Below are 21483 nucleotides of genomic sequence, written 5' to 3'. Positions count from 1 at the left end.
CGGTCGCTTTTTTTACGTCCGGAGAATCTATGGCGAGCAAAAAATTTATCGTGGTGCGCGGGATTGAACATCCCGGCAGCGGTCACTGGCTTGACGCCGGTACCGCCATTGAACTGACTGAGCGACAGGCCAAAATCCTGCAGCTGAACGGCCACATTAAACCGGCTGATGAGGCGGACACTGCTCAGGCCTCCCACACTAAAAAACGTAAATAAAGGAGCGGTAATGCCAGAAATTACGAGCTTTGTGCATAATGGTGCGTCCGTTGAAAGCAAGAAAGCCCCACAGCCAATGGGACCTGCAGGCGCCACGGTTTTTGGCCTGGTGGGAACCGCCCCGAACCTTGATCCGCTGATCCCGCGTAATAAACCGTACCGTATTACGAATCCGGCCCAGCTTACCGCACTCGATCCGAGCGGTGCAGAGGCGGGTACGCTGTACCCGGCGATTGCGGTTATCCAGCAACTGGCGTCCGTGGCTTGTTATGTGGTGGTGGTTGAAGAAGGGGACGATGAGCCCGCGCCAGCGGATTACACCGGTACCGTGGTTTCCGCGACGGATGAGCCTGTCACCGGCAATGTGGTAGTGGTGCTCAAAGACACTACGCTGACCACCGATGTGACGGATCCGACCGGCTGGAGCGTTACGGTGGGCGGGAAAACCGCCGATGTGGTGAGCTATACCATCAGCGACACTGACACGCTGGTCCTCTCTGGCTCGGCGGGACTGAGTGCAGCTGATGTTGTGCCTGAAACGCTCATCACCATCAGCGGAAAATCGCAGGTCAGCAACACCACGGTGGCCAACATCATTGGTGGTGTGGATGCGGCCACCGGGCGTATCACCGGCATGCAGGCGCTGAAAAACACCCAGGAATCCCTGACGCATATCAGCGCGCCGGGCTTCTGTCAGAAACCGGTCAGTGATGCGCTGGCGGCTCTCGGGGCGAAAATTTATGCCATTCCGGTGGGGGATGGTCCCTCCACCAATGACCAGGATGCGATTGATTTGTCTGAATCGATGGCAGTCACCGGCACCGGCTACGACCAGTTCTATCTGGTCGACCCGATGGTGAAAGTCTGGAGCCAGGCAGAGGCGGATTATGTGTATGGATCCCCGTCAGCGCAGGCGCTGGCCTGTTTTGCCCGTGTGAAGCCGTGGGAATCACCGGGTAAAGGTCGCATGGGGGTCAATGTTGAAGCGTTGCAGCGTCATATTGACTACAACCTGCTGGATAAAACCACCAGTGGGGACCTGCTCAACCGCTACGGGGTGAGCTATTTTGCGCGTACGTCACGCGGCGGGTATTCACTGATTGGTAACCGCACCGTCTCCGGGCGTTTTGTGTCACAGGTGGGGCTTGAGCACACCATCATTCGTAAGCTGCTGGCCACCACTGAGGAGGGGATGGCGGAGAACCTGACCCGAACTTTTATGGATCAGCGCATCAGCCTGATTAATGACTTCTTATCCGGACTGCAAATGGAAGAGGCGTTAATTGGGGCGCGGGTCTATCTGCACCCGACACTGAACACCACGGACAACTACCGCAACGGTGAATGGCATATCGCCATTAACTATGCCGGTTACAGCCCGAACGAACACGTCGTGTATCACCTGAACGAAGACACCGGCATCGTTGAATCATTCCTGGAGAGCGTACTGTAATGGCTGGAGTATTAACCCGCATGGCCCAGCGCGTCACCATTCAGGGCGTTCCCCTGTATCTGACGCTGGAAGATGTTGCCGATCCGGCACCGAAAAAAGTGATGGAAAAAACGCGCGGTGGCTCGTTTGTGGAGCGCGAAGTGGCGACTGGCATTGAAGCGATGACCGGCAGCATCACCGTCAAAGGCGCACGCTCTGAAATCCTGGTGATGTACGGCCTGCAAGCCGGTTCAAGCTGCGCGGTCACCATCGAAGAGGCTTACCGGGATGAGGACGGGGAAGAATTTAAGGTGAAGGCCGAATGGATTGGCGAAATTAATAACATCGAGGACAGCAACACCAAAATGAGTGAGCTGTCCCAGACGGTGCTGAGCTTGTCCTGTAAGCGCAAGAAAAAGACCATCAACGGCAAAATCTGCTGGGAAGTCGCCAGCGACGGCAGCGTGGTCAATCTTGGTCAGGAAGACTTCCTCGCCCCGTTCCGCGCAATGATTGGTATGAACTAACCGTCACATTCACAACACCTGACCCCGCCATTGTGCGGGGTTTTTTATTTATCCGGAGTCGCTATGTCCTTTATCCGAACAATCCCGTTGGTCTTTCCGATCACCACCGCCAATGGTGTGTTAAGCACGCTCACCGTCAGCACCCTGACGGCTAAGCAGGTGCGTGAAATCGGTAAAAAATTTGATGCCGACAATGATCCCTCTGGCTTCCATGCCCTCGACCAGGAGTTTGAGCTGGCGGTCGCGATGACCGGTCAGACGGATGACATCATCGCTCAGTTGAAAAAACCGGACTACAACAGCCTGGTCGTACAGGTAGATCGCCTGACCAATTACACCACTGCCGACCTGTTGGAAGAAGAGGCGGCCGCGAAGCGTGAGGCCGGGGAAAAAGCAGACACTATCACCTTTTTACCGGACAGCCCGACGCTGCTGGTTGCCATCCATGATCCGGTCAACGGTGAGATGACGGAGTATCGACTGCAGCCGCCGACCGTAGGACTGACCCGCCAGCTACGGATTGAAAAAGACGCACACAGGCGCGGGATGATGGTGGCCAGTAGCTGTACCGGTCTGCACCAGGATGTTATCGATCAGTTTCATATGCCGGACTTTAACCACCTGATGGAGCGGGTGCGCGATTTTTTGACGCAACAGGGGGACTTCTTTCAGACGGAGACGTTGACCGACTGACCGATATCCTCCCGCTGGTTTATCACGCCAGCGAAAGTGAAATTCTTTCCTGGTCAGCCCCCCGCGCACTGAAGCGTTACGAGCTGGCCATGATGAAATTAGGGGTGAAACGTGGCGGATAAAAAAGTCTCGGTCCTGCTCAGTGCAAAGGATGCGATGAGTCCGGCCTTTACGTCAGCGGATAAGTCGCTGAACACCATGCGTAAAAGTGCTGCGGAGGTGGGGGCGGCACTCGGAAACCTGAAAAAGCAGCAGGGTGATGCACAGGCACATCTGAAAACCCAGCAGGCACTGAAAGAAACAAACCGGCAGCTGAGCGAAAACAAAAAGCGTGTTGATGCCGCTGGTCAGGCTTTGCGTGAGGCGCAGGCGGAACAGCGTCGTTATCAGAAAGGGATAGCCGGTGCGGAAGAAACACTGCGCAATCTGGATGTGGAGCTGGCCCGTAACGGGAAGCTGACCCGCGAGCAGCGTGTGGAACATACCCGCGCCACGCAATCTCTGGAACAACTTCGTCCGGCCTACAAAAAGGCGTCAGCGGAGGTTGCCGGCAAGCGCCGTGAAGACAACGCCGCAACCCGTGAAATGCACTCTCTGACCGCGGCGGCAGACAAAGAAAAAGTCCGGCTACAGTCGCTGGGAAGTGCGCTGAAAAAGACCGGGGTGGACACCCGCAATCTGGCCAAAGAGCAAACCCGACTGACCGCCGATGCTGGCAAGGCCAGTGCAGCACTGCAAAAGCAGGAACGGCGCATTCAGACGATGAACAGCGCACGGGCAAAAATGGAGGATAACCGCGCCACCCGTGCCAGCCTGAAAGGGCAGGTACTGGGGACCGCCGTTGCTGCCGCCCCTCTGGTGGCGATGGGGAAAAAAGCTATGGACTACGAGTATGCGTGGTCTGACGTGCAAAAAGTGGTGAATTTCCGTGATGCGGATGAGGATCGCAACTTCCAGCTGCAGGTCCGCAACCAGGCGAAAAATCTGGGGATCTCCCAGCAGGGCATGACAGAAATTGTCGCCGCTGGTGGACAGGCCGGTGTGGCGAATGGTGCTGACGGCAAGGTGGACTCAAAGCAACTGCTGAAGTTTTCCGTTGATGCCGCAAAACTGGCGGTGGCGTTTGATACCGATGCTGCCACTGCCGGTGACACCATGGCAAAGCTGCGCACCTCCATGAAGCTTGATCAGAACCAGGTGATGAAACTGGCTGACTATATCAACCAGACCTCGAATGAAATGGCAGCAAAACCGATGGAAGTAGCCGCCATCATGCGTCGCATGGGCGCGAATACGAAGCTATCCGGGTTCAGTAATAATCAGTCCGCCGCACTGGCCGCCACACTGGTCGCTTCGGGTGAAACAGAAGAAACCGGTGCGACGGCCATGAAGAATATTTCAGGTCGTCTGACCGCTGGCTTTGCCACAACAAAATCGGGCCGTAACGGATTATCAATGCTCGGTTTTGAGCCAAATCAGCTGGCCAGAGATATGCAGAAAAACGCCCCGGCCACGCTAATTAAAGTGCTGGAGGCGGTGAAGAAACAGTCACCGGAAAAGCAAAAAGCCATTATCAGCCAGATCTTTGGTGAGGAAGTATCCGGTGCGGTGGCAAAACTTGCCGGAAATGTTGACCTGCTCAAAAAGGCCATGACCAGTGCCGGTAACGAGGCGGCCTATGCAGGCTCAATGGAGCAGGAGTATCAGAAAAAAACCGCTACCCGCAAAGCCCGAATGGACCGGATGCAGTCGGGGCTGGAAAGCCTGAGTATCTCCCTTGGGACGTTGCTTTTGCCGGTTATCGATGAACTTGAGCCGCCGGTGAGCGCACTGGCTGACGGACTGAGCAACCTGCTGGAAACTTCAGAAACGGCGAAATCGACCTTTGGCTGGGCGTTGAAAATCGGTGCGGGCCTGGTGGCCCTGAAAGGCGTGCATATCGTGGCCAAAGGTCTGATATCGATGTTCAGCGACCTGAAGCAACTGGGCCGCATGGGCAAGGCAAAGCTGGGCGGTGCCACAGACCACACCACGATTTCCGCCAATCGTGCCGCAGCGGCACTCGAGCGCATGAATCGCCAGATGGACCGCATGGGTGGCGGTGGAAAGGCCGCTGGCAGTGGAGATCCATCAGGGGGCAGGAAGGGGAAGATAGGCAAAAAAGGAAAAGGCGGCTCCCGCAGACCTCATTCTGCCGGGGAGGTGCATACCGACTCCGGACGCGATACGCGCAGACCGGTACGTTCGCGCGGGAGAGGACTTGCCGGTGCGGTGATGTCTTATGCGGTTCCGTTTGCGGCGACCTACGGGCTGGATTATCTGCAGGGAAAATTCAGCGATGATGACACGTCTGAACCGTCATCGCCGGGGGATGCCAGCGGAACGGGAAAAGAGGTGACAAACGCTCCTGCGGCGAGGGTACAACCCGCCATGGCAGGGATGTTGCCTGCGCTCAGTGATGATGTGAATTATCTGCAGACCGGCGCGCAACTGGCCTCGCCGTTTATCAAAGGTACAGGTCGGATGTTTACACCGCTCGCCCTTGCTGGTGGCGCCATCAACACGGCTTCTGTGGTGATGAACGGCGGCAGTGCGGCAGAGGTGGGTGGCGCGGTCGGGAGCACGGGCGGTGCGCTGGCAGGGGCCGCAGTGGGGGCCGCGATTGGCACGGCAATCCTGCCGGGTATCGGCACGGCGGTGGGTGGGGCAATTGGGGGGCTGGCAGGCAGCGAACTGGGTCAGAAGATGGGCGAGGTGGTCGGTCCTTACATCAAGGAGGGGTGGGAAGGCATCAAGGGCTGGTTCAGCAGTGATGACAGCACGTCGCCGGCCAGCGATAAGGTGGCGAAAGTACAACCGAAGGACCTGGCAAAAGTCAGCGACCAGACCCTCACACCCGCGATTGATGCCGCCGTGGAGCTGGCAAAGAAAAGCCAGCCACTCCCTCCACCTGTTTACCACATTAAGGTCGAAAACAGCCCGCATTTTGATGTTAAAGCTTCCGGTGATCCGGCGCAGGACAATGCGCTGGCGCAGAAAATCAAAGCCATTCTGGAGCAGACACAGACCAAAGCCCTGCACGAAGCCCTGGCACAGATTGGCCCGGATGCACGACTGAATGCCTCTCTGAGTGGGCAAAGGAGCGATTAATGCTGGAAATGCTGACTGACCAGTACGTCAGCCATGAGACTGAAATGTCGCCCACGCAATTTGTGCTGGGCGATTTTGTTTTCAGTCTGCCGGAAAACACTCCGGCGACGTCCCTGTCACGCAAGTATGACGGCGGGTGGGTGGTGATCGACCTGCTCAATGAGCTGCCCTGCCAGCAACAGACCGGACGCGCGCTCGATGAGCGAGTGATCAAATGCGAGTGGTTCCGGGAGGCGGGGCAGGACAACATTGAAAAACTGGTGAAACTGCGTGACGGCAAAAAGCCTCTGGCGCTGGTCCGGGGGGACGGCACGTTGCTCGGCCAGTGGACGCTGACCGGGTTCGATGTCGACGAAAGCTGGCTCTACCATGAAGCCAAATCCATGAAGCAGGGAGTGACCATCAACCTGCGCGAGTTCGCCAATAAGCCGCTTGAACAAAAGAAGCAGGGAGGGAGTGCTGAATGAAGGTCAGAAGCCGCGACCGTGACACCCTGGGGGAGATTGCCTGGATAAAGCTGGGACGCGATGACGATGAAACGGAGCAGCTGATTTACGATCTTAATCCACACCTGCACCAGTACGGGCGGGTGTTGCCGCTCGGCGTAGTTATCGAGCTGCCGGAGCTGACAAAAACCACGCATACTGAAGCGGATGAACAGGTGACCGTATGGAGTTAGGATTTACGCCGGTACATTACTGCGAAGGACCGGGCGCAGACATTATTAACGGACGCATGACGGCATTTGAGCGCATCGATGCCAGCAGCGGGAAGGAAACGGACCGGCTGATACTGACCGTGGATGTGACGGGACTGAAGGGTATCCCGCAGGAGGGCGGCGTGCTGACCTGGTTTGAGGGGTATGAAGAAAGCGGTGTGGTGAACATCGGCAGATTCAAGATCACGACGATTACCCCGCAGCTGTTTCCCCGCATCATTACCATCACCGCAACGGCAGCACCGTTTGAAAAGGAAGATAAAACCGGCTTCCGGCAGCGACGCTCAGCCTCGTGGGACAACACCACGCTGGGCGAAATCTTCCAGACTATCGCCCAACGCCATAACCTGTCACCACGGATGGACGCCCGCCTCAGTAGCTTTACCTATCCGCACACCGATCAGATAAACGAGACGGACTCTGCCTTTCTCAACCGGCTGGCAGAAGCGCATGATGCAGTGGCCAAACCGGTCAATGGTGCTTACATCCTGGCGTTACGCGGTGAGGCTAAATCCATTACCGGGAAAACCCTGCCGGTGGTGAAACTGACCTGCCCGCCAGAAAATCATCCCGGTAATCAGCACTTCATCCAGTGCGCCATTGATACGCCGGGCAAGAAAAGCGTCAACGGCGTGCGGGTGAACTACACCGACGAGGCAACGGGGGAAACGCACAGCCTGACCAGTGGTGAGGCGCCCTTCCGCACAATGCCGGGAACGTATATTAATAAGGCCCATGCCGAAGCGGTGCTGAAAGGAGGCCATCGGAGAGCGAAACGTGATGCGTCAAAAATTCAGCTGGATACGCCTGGCAATCCGTATGTGGCAGCGGAGGGGGTAATTGAGCTGGACAACACGTTTCCGGACGGCATGAGGGGAAGGATAAGCATCGACCGTGTGGAAGTGCGCTGCAGCAGGGGGGAGGGATACCGGATGAGCATTACTGCAAGTAATCCTATGAACAGTAATAAAAAGCAGCCATAGTTGGCTGCTATTAAGAATAGCCCCATAATAATTTTATGCTCACTGGCTGGCTTTTATACCGACCTTTACTATTTGGGAAATGCATGACCAATTTTATCAAAGCTGTTGAGGCCATAGGGATTGTCATTCGTCGGAGGAATTATAGTTTGGGATGTAGAGTATTATCTGGCAAATCCACCAGTAATCATAAAAATCAGCAGCACTAATTTTTATGATTACTATATTATATGTCTTTTAATGTCAGAGCAGTCACGTTCATGACAATGAAGTGCTACTGTTCGGATGTCTGGGTTGTGGTGATGGCGCAAGTCTCTGATATGCAGTTTTTAAAAAAAGCTTTTTCAGTGCTATTTATATCGACTGGGGTAACATATCTAAAGGAATGATCGTAATAAAACGAAGCAACGTAATATGCTGTTTTTACTTGCCACCTCAGACCTCTTATTCGATTCCTGGCCATAAGTTGATTGTGATAAAATCGCGGCAACTCTGTGGAGATATATAGAAAAAGACATGGCAGTTATTTTTTATAACATAAGGAGCATTGCATATGATAAAAGCATCAATTTCATTAATGGCCGTGGTATTGTTTTTTTGTACGGCTGGGACAGCTTTGGCAATGAATGTGCCAGTCGATAACAGTGGCAGTACATTTAGAAAAACAGGCTGGACTATGTGGCACAGATCGAATCTTCCAGGAGCTAGTTCTTCTTGTACCCGAAATTATTACAAAAAAGGTGTTTATCAGTCGCAACAGAATAAGTTTGTGTATGACTGGCAGAAATGCGGAAGTGATAAAAATGCCATATCATCCAGATTATGGCCTAGTTAATTATCGAACGAAGGCCACGCTCTTTGTAATGGAATGGCCTTCTCCTGGCAAGGCAGATGTTCTGAATCCCCAAGTGGCACAACTTGGGGTTCGACGCTCAGTGGAACAATCCGCTCGCACAAGGACACCTATAACACGGCGGAGTCAATGATGAACTTTCCACTGCAAACCATCTCCGCCTCGACACTGAATGCGGCTTCAGGCCCGATCCCCGCAGCAAACTTTACCGTTCAAATTCAGTGCAACGAAGCCACCGACATCAGCATTGCATTCAGTGATGCCTATGATCCGTTGAATAATACAGACATTTTATCTGCGTCGGCGGAGAGCACGGCCAGGCGAGCGGGCCTGCAACTGTCATCTTTATCGAAAGGCGTCATCACGCTCGAGGCAGGGTACAAACCTCGATTTTCCGGAGGCGAACGGGTTAATCAGTATCCCGATATCGGCGGCGTAGGGGTTTGAGGGACAATGGAACGGAAACGTACGCTAGAGAAGTAACTAGTAGATATGTAATCACATAATAGACATTGAGAAATACCATCGAAATGGTGATTTTGTAGTCAAAAAATGGCATTTAACGGACACTAATGTCTAATAATCTAATTTTTCAGACGTCTGTTTTCCTCTTAACGTACGAATGGACCTCAAACCTCCTAGGGCGTTCAGACCCTCGAGCCTCTCCCCAATACTGGCCGGTGCAGGCAGTAACTGTTTACCATCATCATTAAAACCAATATCCAGTGCGCTTTTCAGCAGACAGATACTGTTCACCGACGCCGATGGCAGGACCTGACGTTTACCACCCCATTCACTGTCACTGAGTACAGGCATAATGAAACTCATAAATATTCATGGAATAAATAAATGAAACGAAATTCATTCAATGAATAATCCATTGAGCTACACTTGCCAGTACAACACTTTCTTCTGGTATCTACGAATGACCATACTATCTACTGATAAATTTGATTTCAATCTAATCCGCTTTCTTGTTGCGATTGTTGAAACTACAAGTATGGCAAATGCTGCAGAAATATTGGATGTCGCACCATCAGCTGTAAGCTATGCAGTCAAAAAGTTGCGAGAACACTACAATGATCCTCTATTCATTCGCAGCCTTCATGGGGTTAAGCCGACGGCACTAGCGCTTAATCTTTATGAAAGGTTCAGGATTATCAATGACGATATACTTAACACTTTGAGTATCAATTCCACATCCATACATGCCAAACGTAAAATATATATAAGAGCGGATAACTTAACTGAGCTATGGATTACAAATCGTTTGATCAGTCATGGCATAGTGCCTGCTGAGTGCAATATTGAATTCAGATATGCGGTAATTAGTGCAGAAGAACGTAGCCAACGAATACGAACTCAGGAGATTGATTTAGATATTGGGCTCACTATTCCTGGAGACAGAAACATTGTCTCTTACCATTTATTTGACTGGGAGTATATATTGATTTGCCGTGATAACCATAGTTCAATAGGTGAGACAATTACGAGTAAACAGTTTTCATCTGAACCTTACATTGGGTATTATTTCCGGTTTAACTCAACGATTATACATAATAATTTCAGTCAATTGAGGATGATTCGCCCACTTGATCCTAGCATAGCGAGTGAATCGACTACAACCATGGTATTAAATATACTCAGCCAAGATCTTCTAATGTTTATTCCGAGAATTTACTTCACACTGCTCAGTGAAACATTACCAATAAGGGAAGTTAAATGCGATTTTATCCCGGAAGGCAAAGTAGCCAATCTTGTGCACTTAAATAAAAAAAACGCTTCTGATCCATTATTAAAAAAAATTATCTCTGTTTTAAAGCAAGCGTAATATTGGACAAGTGAATCGCCACGGGTTTAACAGACACCTCAGAGTCATTTAAGATGACTTAAAGAGAGGTGCCCATGAGCGGTAAGCGTTATCCAGAAGAGTTTAAAATCGAAGCAGTCAAACAGGTTGTTGATCGTGGCCATTCTGTTTCCAGCGTTGCAACACGTCTCGATATCACTACCCACAGCCTGTATGCATGGATAAAGAAGTACGGTCCGGATTCTTCCACTAATAAAGAACAGTCAGATGCTCAGGCCGAGATCCGCCGTCTCCAGAAAGAGCTGAAACGAGTTACCGACGAACGGGACATATTAAAAAAGCCGCGGCGTACTTCGCAAAGCTGTCCGACTGAGGTACGCCTTTATCCGTGACAACACCCGTTGCTGGCCTGTTCGTCTACTCTGTCGGGTGCTGGATGTTCATCCCAGTGGTTTTTACGCCTGGCTTCAGCAGCCGCATTCACAACGCCATCAGGCAGTCCTGAGACTGACAGGACAAATTAAACAGTTCTGGCTGGAATCGGGATGCGTCTATGGTTATCGCAAGATCCATCTGGATCTGCGGGACAGCGGGCAACAGTGCGGAGTGAACAGAGTCTGGCGACTGATGAAACGTGCCGGGATAAAGGCTCAGGTCGGATACCCCACAGCTTTTTCCCCGCATCATCACCATCACCGCAACGGCAGCACCGTTTGAAAAGAAAGATAAAACCGGCTTCCGGCAGCGGCGCTCAGCCTCGTGGGACAACACCACGCTGGGCGAAATCTTCCAGACTATCGCCCAACGCCATAACCTGTCACCACGGATGGACGCCCGCCTCAGCAGCTTTACCTACCCGCACACCGATCAGATAAACGAGACGGACTCCGCCTTTCTCAACCGGCTGGCAGAAGCGCATGATGCAGTGGCCAAACCGGTCAATGGGGCTTACATCCTGGCATTACGCGGTGAGGCTAAATCCATCACCGGGAAAACCCTGCCGGTGGTGAAACTGACCTGCCCGCCAGAAAATCATCCCGGTAATCAGCACTTCATCCAGTGTGCCATTGATACGCCGGGCAAGAAAAGCGTCAACGGCGTGCGGGTAAACTACACCGACGAGGCAACGGGTGAAACGCACAGCCTGACCAGTGGTGAGGCGCCCTACCGCACAATGCCGGGAACGTATATTAATAAGGCCCATGCCGAAGCGGTGCTGAAAGGAGGCCATCGCAGAGCGAAACGTGATGCGTCAAAAATTCAGCTGGATACGCCTGGCAATCCGTATGTGGCAGCGGAGGGGATAATTGAGCTGGACAACACGTTTCCGGACGGCATGAGGGGAAGGATAAGCATCGACCGTGTGGAAGTGCGCTGCAGCAGGGGGGAGGGATACCGGATGAGCATTACTGCAAGTAATCCTTTGAACAGTAATAAAAAGCAGCCATAGTTGGCTGCTATTAAGAATAGCTCCATAATAATTTCATTCCCACTGGCTGGCTTTTATACCGACCTTTACTATTTGGGAAATGCATGACCAATTTTATCAAAGCTGTTGAGGCCCTAGGGATTGTCATTCGTCGGAGGAATTATAGTTTGGGATATAGAGTATTATCTGGCAAATCCACCAGTAATCATAAAAATCAGCAGCACTAATTTTTATGATTACTATATTATATATCTTTTAATATCAGACAAGTTTGCTTCCGGAATATATCGGCGACATTTTTATTTGCCAGCCAAAGAGTGTGATACAAATCTATAGTCTTCTGTGCATCAGCTTCACCACTAATCCACATTGCTTGAGAGTTAGGGGTGCGTAGAAAACGGCTTCTTACTTCAGCAATCCTCTTTTGGACATTGTATGCCGATGGATTGCACAATACATGGTTAATACGGCTGATTTTTCCATAATACAATGGGCCAGCAGTAAGAAGGAGGTTGATTTTTGGAGAATCCAAACTCATCGCTTGTAACTGAGGAGCTATCAATAACACTAAACTGGTTAGTATTATTTTTTCATTGATATTTTTCATACCCTGACCTCGTAACAATAATGATGTTTTTATGTTACGCATTTGTTAATGGTGTGGTTGTGATCAATGTCCATATATTGAATTTTTGGGATTGCGCTATATTCAATTTCGAAATTCAAAATTAAAAATTCTAATTCAATGGTTGAGTGATTGACTTGTGGTGCGCGTTAATGGCATTGTAATTTTCTATTAAAAATAAACAGATGCCTTATAGGGCTGGTTGTAGATATTGGCTTCTAGGGGAGGGTGGCATACAATAAAATTAGTTCGTGTTGGTTACTATAGAAGTATAACTATCTCGTTACTTTTGGTCGCTTGCTTGCGGTTATTAAAGTAAGGCATAAAGATTTTTACTAAAATATTTAAAAATAGTTTTGATTCTTACTTAGTCAGATACACATCATACTCTGTGTTGAAAAATATCTACCAGTCAGTACCAGGCGCGGGCATGCTTTCGGTTCATTTAGAGCCTAAGCATCATTTGCGTTCCACAAAGATGCTTATTTACCATTGAAACACAAGTGCTAGTTTTAAGGTTATATAAGCATCCAAAGATACAGTTTTACCAATACTTATTTTTTTGATGTCGGGAAAGTATCTTTATTCACGAGATCGACAACATACATGGTTGCATAGTCATCGCTTTCATTAACGGCCCAATGGCTTTTTCCGTGGGCAGATTGATAAACCTCACCTTCCTTCATTGTGTACGGTACGGTGCAGGTGGTTTCATAAATAGTAATTGCGCCTTGCTTCATAGTAACAGTTTCAGGGCGGTCATTGTGAGAATGCAATGGCACAACAGCATGCGGGGATAAAGTGATCGTCCTGGCGCGGAATTTCCAGCCTTCGGCATGGATAGTTTCTTCACCCAGATTCATCTCAGCTGCCGTGTGCACGAATACTTCACCTTGTTGTGCGTTTTGTGGCGTAAAAGGAGTTGCCCCTTCTTTCCCCACAGGGCATCCACCATTTGAGGCGAAAACGGGAGCAGAAAATGCCAGGCTTGCAGCAATAATAAGTGTCAGATGTTTCATTATTTAAATCCTTTTTAAAGTTTGAAAAGTTATAATTGTCATCATTTAATAATAAGCTGAGCTAAGCCATTACCAAAAGACCAGTCACTGTATGTATTTTCAATAATTGAGATAAATACGTCTTCTTTCCGAACACCTAGATGACGAAAGAGATTATTTGCCAGAGTGTCGTAAAACTTAAGCTTATCGCACTCAAGTCTTGGTGATGTCGTAATATGAAAAACGATGACATCATCAGAACGTTGGATGTCAAACAGTCGCTTATCAATTTGCAGCTCGTTAGCTTTTTTTCGGTTGAAAATCTGAAAGCGATCATTTTCTGGGATACCCCAGGAAGTCATCAGAGCTTCATGTAGTGACTGACTAAGCTTATCAATAAATTCATCGGACTTGCTTTCCGGGAGATAAACGTTGATGAGTGGCATAGAAAATCTCGTCAGTTTTTATATAGCTTTTCAATCAAATCATGTCGGGAAGGAGTCCAGCTTGTCAAAATAACCCCGCCAGCATCGTGGCTCCTGATATTATGCAAAACACCTGGCGCAATACGTATTGATTCACCTGCACTAATGCGGGTTGCATGACCATCGTGGATAAAGTCGAAATAACCATTTACGACATAATTCACCTCTTCATGTGGATGCTGGTGTTCCTTTGCCAGAGTATCTGCGGGGAAGGTTAGCTCAGCGACGGTAAGTGCCTCACTGTTGCTGAGAATCTTGATGGTTATTTCACCAAGTTGGATGGTGTTATTGCCATTCATTGATTTCATTTTTATTACTTATCTCTTTAAGAGTTGGAAGTGTTTAAAATAAATGATTACCCGTGCATCATGCAATGAAATCATATTTTTTAAAATCCCCTCTGTAGACGGCTAAAAACGTTTGTAGGGAGTGGTTTGTGAAAGTGTCTATTTTAATAATTAAAATAAACACAAGGCGGCTTGTCGGTTTTTAACTTCATGATGTTAAATAATCGAATCAGGGCTTTCACCTGCGATAGTGAAACTGTGAGTATCAATTAAAATACGCCTCCCAAATTGTAAGTCCGGGGCTATTTATAGTTCGTGATGTCCGCTCCTCGCTCATTGCAGATTTTCATACTTAATATCCAATTTCACAACTGACATGCAGGTTTAGCTTCTCAGGCATGCGACTAACTACAAACTTGTTGTGTCGGTTTTTCTGATGAGTTCCGGGCTTTGGTTCTTCACATTCCCAACAGCCCGAGAAACAGGGTGCCAGGTAAATTCATCGGCTGGCACCGCAGCATCATGGGCAAGTTCGCTGGCCTGTGCCTCTGTAGTTTCCGGACCCATCCATTCCCGTGCCGCAGTAGGTGAGAAAACTAAAGGCTTGCGGTCGTGAATATCTACAAGGCCTTGATCGGCAGCTGCCGTTACGATCAAAAATCCCTCTGCCTCATCTCCTACATCAAACGGTTGTTTACCAATCGCTGCAAAATAAAGCGGCTTCCTGTCTTTCCGGTAGATGTAATACGGCTGCTTTTTGTCTCCTTCCTTCTTCCACTCATACCAACCATCAGCAAACACAATTGCCCGACCATGATTCCACAGCGGCTTAAACATCCGGCTGGTGGCCGCAGTTTCTACTTTGGCATTAATCAGCGGTGATTTGTCCCACCAACTAGGCGCGTATGACCAGACCACGGAATCTAGATGAAATGCTTCGTCGCGATTATTCAGCAGAAGAACTTTGGTGCCTGGCGCTACGTTGTAACGGCCAATCGGTTCGGGGTCATAGGGAATACCGCTCTCGGCTTCTTCCAGAAGAAAATCGAGATAATCGTCGCGAGATTTGATTTGAGTGAAGCGTCCGCACATGGTTACCTCCAGTAAAACTGAAAGTATAGATGACGTCAGAATGGCAGGGTTTTCACCTCAATAACTCCACACTCAATTTTCAGGCAACAAAAAAACCGCACAAGGCGGGTATCTTCGGAGACTTCGGAACCGCGTATCTTTTGCGTATCCTTTTTTGTCCCGTTTGTGTCTCGACAGTGTCCGATCTTGAGCTGTAACATCATGTTTAACAATGTATTGTCCTTGCACTGTCTAATCCAAAGTGGTGGGCTGTGGGGAGTTGAACCCGCCAGCAAAATCGGAGTTATTGAGAGTGGCATACCTAATTAGTTCCCCAAAACTAATTGCAAGCCACTGTAAATAAAAGAAACTTTTAGAGATTGATTTAAGAAAAAATCAGCCAGAAAAATTAGATTATCTGACTGATTTTTATAGATTAATTGTAAGAGCTACTGGATTGCTTCTGGAACAATTCGCGGAACACCGGATAGATATCATCCTGGTCGCGAATATGCTGCATGGCGAAGTTTTCAAACGTTGATTGTAAATCCTCATATTCACGCCACAGAGTCTGGTGGGCGCGACGCGTAATTTCGATATAACTATAGTAACGCACCATCGGCAGCAATTTTTTCGACAGCAATTCATGACATAACGGTGAATCATCTGCCCAGTTATCACCATCAGAAGCCTGCGCGGCATAGATATTCCATAATGCCGGGTCGTAGCGCTCTTTAACGACTTCATCCATCAGTTTCAGGGCGCTTGAAACAATCGTACCCCCCGTTTCCTGCGAGTAAAAGAACTCGTGCTCATCGACTTCCTTGGCCTGTGTGTGGTGGCGGATATACACCACTTCCACGTTTTTATAGGTCCGGCTCAGGAATAAATAGAGCAGAATATAAAAGCGTTTAGCCATATCTTTGGTCGCCTGGTCCATCGAACCGGAGACGTCCATTAAGCAGAACATGACCGCCTGGCTTGAAGGCTCAGGGCGTTTTTCGTAATTTTTGTAGCGTAAATCGAAGGTGTCGATAAACGGTACGCGGGCAATTTTCTCGCGCAGTTCAGCAATCTCTTTGCGCAAGCGTTCTTCTTCAAGCAACTGCGCAGGTTCGCTGTTGCTCACCATTTCAAGACTGTCTTCCAGTTCATGTAACTGACGGCGTTTACCCGCGGTCATCGCGGTGCGACGGGCCAGTGAATTTTGTAACGAACGAACAACGCTGATGTTGGCGGGCACGCCATTCGAGGTATAACCCGCACGGTGAGATTTAAATTCAGTAATTTGGCGATGCTGATTCTTCTTCAGATTCGGCAAGGCCAGATCTTCAAACAATAAGTCGAGATATTCGTCTTTTGATATTTGAAAGACGAATTCATCCTGGCCTTCACCGTCCTGGCTTGCCTGACCCTGGCCAGCACCGGAGCCCCCGCCACTCCCCTGCGGGCGTTCAATACGGTCATTCTGTACGAAGTGATCGTTACCCGGGTGAACACGGTGGCGCAGACCGCCACGACCCTGATGAAACATCGGCTCGCTAATATCTTCACTTGGGATCGAGACCGATTCACCGCTATCCACGTCGGTTACCGAACGCTTGTTGATGGCCTCGGAAATCGACTGTTTAATCTGTGCTTTATAACGACGCAAAAAGCGCTGGCGATTCACCGCACTTTTATTTTTGCCGTTCAGTCGCCTGTCAATAAAATAGGCCATAATTCCCCCAAACTTCTTTGCCAACTGCGCAGGGGGGCCACAATACGTGGCCCCATCTTTGACTCAGCCGTTATGAAGATTTACGTACCCGTAGATACCATTCGCACAGCAGGCGAACTTGCTTGCGGGTATAGCCTTTCTCCATCATACGGTCGACAAAGTCATCGTGTTTTTTCTGCTCGTCTGTAGAAGTTTTGGCATTGAACGAAATAACAGGCAGCAGCTCCTCGGTGTTTGAGAACATTTTCTTCTCGATGACCGTGCGCAGCTTCTCGTAGCTCGTCCAGTTAGGATTACGACCATTGTTGTGGGCGCGGGCACGCAGCACGAAGTTGACGATTTCGTTACGGAAATCTTTCGGGTTGCTGATACCAGCCGGTTTTTCAATTTTTTCCAGCTCTGCATTCAGGGATTCACGGTCAAACAACTGGCCGGTATCCGGGTCACGGTATTCCTGATCCTGAATCCAGAAATCAGCGTAGGTAACATAACGGTCGAAAATGTTTTGCCCGTACTCTGAGTAGGATTCGAGGTATGCCGTCTGAATCTCTTTACCGATAAATTCAGCATATTTCGGGATCAGGTAGCCTTTCAGGTGCTCAAGATATTTCTCGGCAAGCTCCTGTGGGAACTGCTCGCGCTCTATCTGTTGTTCCAGAACATAGAACAAATGCACCGGGTTTGCAGCCACTTCTGCGTGATCAAAGTTGAACACGCGAGAGAGGATTTTAAACGCGAAACGTGTCGACAACCCGTTCATGCCTTCGTCCACGCCTGCGTAATCGCGGTACTCCTGGTAGGATTTCGCTTTCGGATCGGTATCTTTCAGACTTTCGCCATCGTACACCCGCATTTTGGAGTAAATGCTGGAGTTTTCCGGCTCTTTCAAACGCGAAAGGATTGAGAAGCGCGAAAGTGTTTCCAGCGTGCCTGGGGCGCATGGAGCATGTAACAACTCACTGTGCGTGAGCAGTTTTTGGTAGATTTTGATCTCTTCGGAAATCCGCAGGCAATAAGGCACTTTGACAATGTAAACACGGTCAAGGAACGCTTCGTTGTTTTTGTTGTTACGGAACGTCACCCACTCAGATTCGTTTGAGTGCGCAAGGATAATGCCATTAAACGGCAGGGCGGAAATGCCTTCGGTGCCGTTATAGTTCCCCTCCTGGGTTGCGGTCAGCAACGGGTGGAGAACTTTAATTGGCGCTTTGAACATCTCAACGAATTCCATGATGCCTTGGTTTGAGCGGCACAGTGCACCGGAATAGCCGTAAGCATCTGGGTCGTTTTGCGCGTGGTTTTCCAGTTTACGAATATCCACTTTACCGACCAGTGCCGAGATATCCTGGTTGTTCTCATCACCCGGTTCAGTTTTGGCAATCGCAATCTGCGCCAGAATTGACGGCCAGACTTTCACTACACGGAATTTGGTGATGTCGCCGCCAAACTCATGTAGACGTTTTGCCGCCCACGGCGACATAATCGTGCCGAGATAGCGGGTTGGGACGCCGTACTCTTTCTCAAGAATAGAAGCATCTTCTTGTGGATTAAACAGGCACAGCGGGTGGTCATTCACCGGGCTGCGCTCGCCGTTAGCACTCAGTGTGTAAATGGGCACGCGCTGCATTAATGCCTTGAGACGTTCAGCGAGTGATGACTTACCGCCACCTACCGGCCCCAACAAATAGAGAATCTGTTTCTTCTCTTCCAGGCCTTGGGCCGCATGTTTAAGATAGGCAACAATTTGTTCGATGGCTTCTTCCATGCCATAGAACTCTTCAAATGCCGGGTAACGGGAAATCACCCGATTCGAAAAGAGACGGGACAGCCGTGGCTCTGTGGCAGTATCCACCATCACTGGCTCACCAATGGCCATCAATAGCCGTTCTGCCGCATTGGCATAGGCACTGCGATCTTGCTTACAGATTGCAAGAAACTCCTGCAGTGTGAACTCTTCGTCCTTGGCAGCTTCATAACGCTGGCGATAGTGATCGAATATATTCATGGCATGCCGTCCTTTCGTATTTAGCACAGGTTAGAGAGCCGTTCGTATGAGTAATGGAGGCTCCCGGAAGACGTCTCCTGAATCTCGAGCAACCCTTATGCCAACTTCTCTTACCCCTCATCATTCAAGTCTTAAGCGCGTTGACTACCACTCGAATGTCTTAGGGTATCGTGGCATTTTCATTGCCGCGTTCAGCGTATTTCATCTTCCTAAAATAAAGCGTAGATGGCATTTGCAAAACTTGCATACGGCCACAAGCCAATTTCAATGACATATCAATAACTCATCCAAATAAATCTCCTTTTGTTGTAAAGGGAAGTGGTTGGTATCACATGTGATTCATAAAACTGAAAAGAAGATGAAATCTGTTCGCGAGATGTTGTTCAGTTGCTCTGATGTTTCAAATTGGTAAAAAATTTTGGCTAAGAAAGCAAGAGGGTTACACTCTCCTGGCTAATTATTTGATTAAAGGATTTAATGGATTGTGAGCAATTTCAAAATTATTGCATTGGGGGGACTCATTGCTTCAACTTTTTCTGTAGCACAAGCTGCGGATGGTCCCTGGTCGTTAGGGGCAGCAGCTCTGGTGACACCTAACATGTACAAAGGCGAACAAGACCGTTTGTACCCTGTTCCGATGATAGGTTACGAAGGGGAGAGTGTTTACCTGCGCGGGTTAACCGCAGGTTACTACCTGTGGAATGACCAGGCTGACAAGCTTTCCATTATTACCTACTTTTCACCGATCTTTTTCCGTGCGAAAGACAGTGACTCAAAGAGTATGCGCCAGTTAGAAAATCGCCATGCGACTCTGATGGCGGGGCTTTCCTACGTGCATAACACGCAATATGGTTTCTTGCGTACCGTGCTGGCGGGTGACACGCTAGGCAATAGCAACGGCGTAACCTGGGATACCGCATGGTTGTATCGCTACAATAGCGATCGATTGACCATGACCCCTGGCATTGGGATCACGTGGAGTAGCGAGAACCAAAACCAATATTACTATGGCATCAGTAAGAGCGAGTCACAGCGCAGTGGTTTAGATTCCTACGATCCTGAAAGCAGCTGGTCGCCGTACGTTGAGTTGTCTGTTAACTATAAGCTGACAGACAGCTGGAATGTCTTCGGTATGGGGCGCTATGTTCACCTGGCCAATGAAGTCACTAATAGCCCGATGATTGATAAAGAGTGGACGGGTATTTTGATGACAGGTATCACCTACAGTTTCTGATGGTGCATTCAGTGCACTTCAACGGGGCATCTTCGCCCCGTTTTGATGTCGTCTTGTATCGACACTTTTCTTAAAAATAATCAGATACCCTTCCTGCTAAATCCGCTCTCATCCTGGCAGATTGCCTTTCTGTTGTTGATCCAAAATAGTGCCCATATCCGGTGCATTTGCACCAACATGGTGTTTTTTATTCTCGGCCTAAGCTGACCGTCAATAGGGTAAACGTTGACAATCTCCCGATGATGATGGTTGTATTGTACAACCATTATTTAGCGCATGCAGATTACATATGTCCCAAATCCAGTTAATTGAAGAAATCCGAGCGGCTTCCCGACTTATGGTCCGTGAGCTTGGATTTATGAACGCCACCCTTGCCACAACAAACTATTCTCCTTCAGCAGTGCATAGTTTGTTGGAGATTGAGAACAATGGCGCGTTGACCGCGGCACAATTAGTGCAAATCTTGGGGCTGGAAAAGTCCAGCGTCAGCCGGATGCTGACCCGATTACTCGCCGCAGGTGAGTTACAAGAGGTCCAGGCCCGCCATGACGCGCGCGTTAAACTGCTCAAGCTGACGGACAAGGGAGCAGAAACGGTCAAGAAGATAAATGAATACGGTTCGATGCGTGTCATAAAAGCGCTAGAAAATCTGGATGCCACGCAACAGAAAACAGTGGCTCATGGGTTGTCTGCATATGCTCGCGCGTTAGAAAACTGTCGGGATGTCGACATGCCTTCGTCGTCAGAAACGATAGAAATTATCACAGGTTATATGCCAGGAATGATTGGACGCATTGCCGAAATGCACGGTACGTATTACGCGAAGCATCATAACTTTGGTCATTTCTTTGAGGGGAAAGTGGCAAGCGGACTGGCTGAATTTGCTGGTCGTCTGGATGAACCGTGCAATCAAATCTGGTTGGCTGTTAGCCATGGCAGGATTGTTGGCTCTGTCGCGATAGATGGTCAGGATTTGGGAAATAATGAAGCCCATTTGCGCTGGTTTATTCTTGACGATAATTGCCGTGGAACGGGAGTGGGCAGAAAGTTGCTCAACGAAGCGATGGCGTTTAGTGACGCGCGCGAATTTGCTGCCGTGCAACTCTGGACGTTCAGTGGTCTGAATGCGGCCAGACGTCTGTATGAATCCTTTGGATTTAAGCTGCTAAAAGAGTGGCAGGGCGACCAATGGGGAATGGTGATGACTGAACAACAGTTCACCAGACAGAAAAATACTTCAGGGTGTTGAGC

At 49.4% G+C, this 21483-nt stretch carries 21 protein-coding genes and 1 pseudogene; 15 read left to right on the top strand and 7 right to left on the bottom strand.

What is annotated here, in order from left to right; genetic code table 11:
• The first annotated feature begins 29 nt into the window (after nucleotides 1-29).
• The 13 genes and pseudogenes from BSPA111_RS14265 (at nucleotide 30) to BSPA111_RS14205 (ending at nucleotide 11828) form a co-directional block, all read left to right on the top strand.
• Entirely contained in the window at nucleotides 30-215 is a 186-nt protein-coding gene (locus BSPA111_RS14265; RefSeq protein WP_183271809.1) for a hypothetical protein, read from the top strand.
• Nucleotides 216-225: 10 nt separating this feature from the next.
• The gene (locus tag BSPA111_RS14260) at nucleotides 226-1668 is read left to right on the top strand and encodes a phage tail protein (RefSeq protein WP_183271808.1); all 1443 of its coding nucleotides are present in this window, start codon (nucleotides 226-228) and stop codon (nucleotides 1666-1668) included.
• Nucleotides 1668-2174, top strand: a complete 507-nt coding sequence (locus BSPA111_RS14255; RefSeq protein ID WP_183271807.1) for a phage major tail tube protein — start codon at nucleotides 1668-1670, stop codon at nucleotides 2172-2174. Before BSPA111_RS14260 ends, BSPA111_RS14255 begins: the two co-directional genes overlap by 1 nt.
• 63 nt (nucleotides 2175-2237) lie before the next feature.
• A complete protein-coding gene (locus BSPA111_RS14250; RefSeq protein WP_183271806.1) occupies nucleotides 2238-2867 on the top strand; it encodes a phage tail assembly protein in 630 nt (209 codons plus the stop codon).
• 111 nt (nucleotides 2868-2978) lie between these two features.
• Nucleotides 2979-6017, top strand: a complete 3039-nt coding sequence (locus BSPA111_RS14245) for a phage tail tape measure protein (protein ID WP_183271805.1) — start codon at nucleotides 2979-2981, stop codon at nucleotides 6015-6017.
• On the top strand, nucleotides 6017-6484 hold the full coding sequence (locus BSPA111_RS14240; RefSeq protein WP_183271804.1) for a phage tail protein: 468 nt from the start codon (nucleotides 6017-6019) through the stop codon (nucleotides 6482-6484). The genes BSPA111_RS14245 and BSPA111_RS14240 overlap by 1 nt, the downstream gene beginning before the upstream one ends.
• Complete coding sequence (locus BSPA111_RS14235; RefSeq protein ID WP_183271803.1) at nucleotides 6481-6696, top strand: tail protein X; 216 nt, start codon at nucleotides 6481-6483, stop codon at nucleotides 6694-6696. Before BSPA111_RS14240 ends, BSPA111_RS14235 begins: the two co-directional genes overlap by 4 nt.
• Entirely contained in the window at nucleotides 6687-7718 is a 1032-nt protein-coding gene (locus BSPA111_RS14230; protein ID WP_183271802.1) for a contractile injection system protein, VgrG/Pvc8 family, read from the top strand. Before BSPA111_RS14235 ends, BSPA111_RS14230 begins: the two co-directional genes overlap by 10 nt.
• A 550-nt stretch (nucleotides 7719-8268) precedes the next feature.
• Nucleotides 8269-8550: a hypothetical protein gene (locus tag BSPA111_RS14225; RefSeq protein WP_183271801.1), complete on the top strand. Its 282-nt coding sequence runs from the start codon at nucleotides 8269-8271 to the stop codon at nucleotides 8548-8550.
• A gap of 147 nt (nucleotides 8551-8697) precedes the next feature.
• A complete protein-coding gene (locus BSPA111_RS14220; RefSeq protein ID WP_183271800.1) occupies nucleotides 8698-9015 on the top strand; it encodes a hypothetical protein in 318 nt (105 codons plus the stop codon).
• Between the two features lie 478 nt (nucleotides 9016-9493).
• Nucleotides 9494-10399: a LysR family transcriptional regulator gene (locus BSPA111_RS14215; protein WP_183271799.1), complete on the top strand. Its 906-nt coding sequence runs from the start codon at nucleotides 9494-9496 to the stop codon at nucleotides 10397-10399.
• Nucleotides 10400-10473: 74 nt separating this feature from the next.
• A pseudogene (locus BSPA111_RS14210) lies at nucleotides 10474-11041 on the top strand (IS3 family transposase); the annotation flags it as partial.
• 19 nt (nucleotides 11042-11060) lie between these two features.
• Complete coding sequence (locus BSPA111_RS14205) at nucleotides 11061-11828, top strand: contractile injection system protein, VgrG/Pvc8 family (protein ID WP_183271981.1); 768 nt, start codon at nucleotides 11061-11063, stop codon at nucleotides 11826-11828.
• Between the two features lie 223 nt (nucleotides 11829-12051).
• Here the strand turns inward: BSPA111_RS14205 and BSPA111_RS14200 are convergent, their stop codons facing one another.
• From BSPA111_RS14200 to yeaG, 7 genes are all read right to left on the bottom strand, one after another.
• Nucleotides 12052-12414: a hypothetical protein gene (locus tag BSPA111_RS14200; RefSeq protein WP_183271798.1), complete on the bottom strand. Its 363-nt coding sequence runs from the start codon at nucleotides 12412-12414 to the stop codon at nucleotides 12052-12054.
• Between the two features lie 572 nt (nucleotides 12415-12986).
• On the bottom strand, nucleotides 12987-13451 hold the full coding sequence (locus tag BSPA111_RS14195; protein WP_183271797.1) for a cupin domain-containing protein: 465 nt from the start codon (nucleotides 13449-13451) through the stop codon (nucleotides 12987-12989).
• Between the two features lie 41 nt (nucleotides 13452-13492).
• A complete protein-coding gene (locus tag BSPA111_RS14190) occupies nucleotides 13493-13876 on the bottom strand; it encodes a tautomerase family protein (RefSeq protein WP_183271796.1) in 384 nt (127 codons plus the stop codon).
• 11 nt (nucleotides 13877-13887) lie between these two features.
• Complete coding sequence (locus BSPA111_RS14185; RefSeq protein WP_183271795.1) at nucleotides 13888-14223, bottom strand: cupin domain-containing protein; 336 nt, start codon at nucleotides 14221-14223, stop codon at nucleotides 13888-13890.
• A gap of 387 nt (nucleotides 14224-14610) precedes the next feature.
• Nucleotides 14611-15294, bottom strand: a complete 684-nt coding sequence (locus tag BSPA111_RS14180; RefSeq protein WP_183271794.1) for an SOS response-associated peptidase family protein — start codon at nucleotides 15292-15294, stop codon at nucleotides 14611-14613.
• A gap of 415 nt (nucleotides 15295-15709) precedes the next feature.
• Entirely contained in the window at nucleotides 15710-16993 is a 1284-nt protein-coding gene (locus tag BSPA111_RS14175; protein ID WP_183271793.1) for a YeaH/YhbH family protein, read from the bottom strand.
• Nucleotides 16994-17063: 70 nt separating this feature from the next.
• Complete coding sequence (gene yeaG / locus BSPA111_RS14170) at nucleotides 17064-18998, bottom strand: protein kinase YeaG (protein WP_183271792.1); 1935 nt, start codon at nucleotides 18996-18998, stop codon at nucleotides 17064-17066.
• 484 nt (nucleotides 18999-19482) lie between these two features.
• On the opposite strand from yeaG, the gene BSPA111_RS14165 reads away from it, so the two are divergent.
• Both BSPA111_RS14165 and BSPA111_RS14160 read left to right on the top strand, forming a co-directional pair.
• On the top strand, nucleotides 19483-20232 hold the full coding sequence (locus BSPA111_RS14165) for a MipA/OmpV family protein (RefSeq protein WP_183271791.1): 750 nt from the start codon (nucleotides 19483-19485) through the stop codon (nucleotides 20230-20232).
• 289 nt (nucleotides 20233-20521) lie between these two features.
• Nucleotides 20522-21481, top strand: coding sequence for a bifunctional helix-turn-helix transcriptional regulator/GNAT family N-acetyltransferase (locus tag BSPA111_RS14160; RefSeq protein ID WP_183271790.1), 960 nt, complete (start codon nucleotides 20522-20524; stop codon nucleotides 21479-21481).
• Nucleotides 21482-21483: the final 2 nt, after the last annotated feature.

Origin of the sequence: Buttiauxella sp. A111, assembly GCF_014189855.1 — a bacterium.
Classification (GTDB): Bacteria; Pseudomonadota; Gammaproteobacteria; order Enterobacterales; family Enterobacteriaceae; genus Buttiauxella; species Buttiauxella selenatireducens.
Note: the sequence above shows the minus strand (reverse complement) of the source record. Positions and strands in the feature narration are given on the sequence as shown.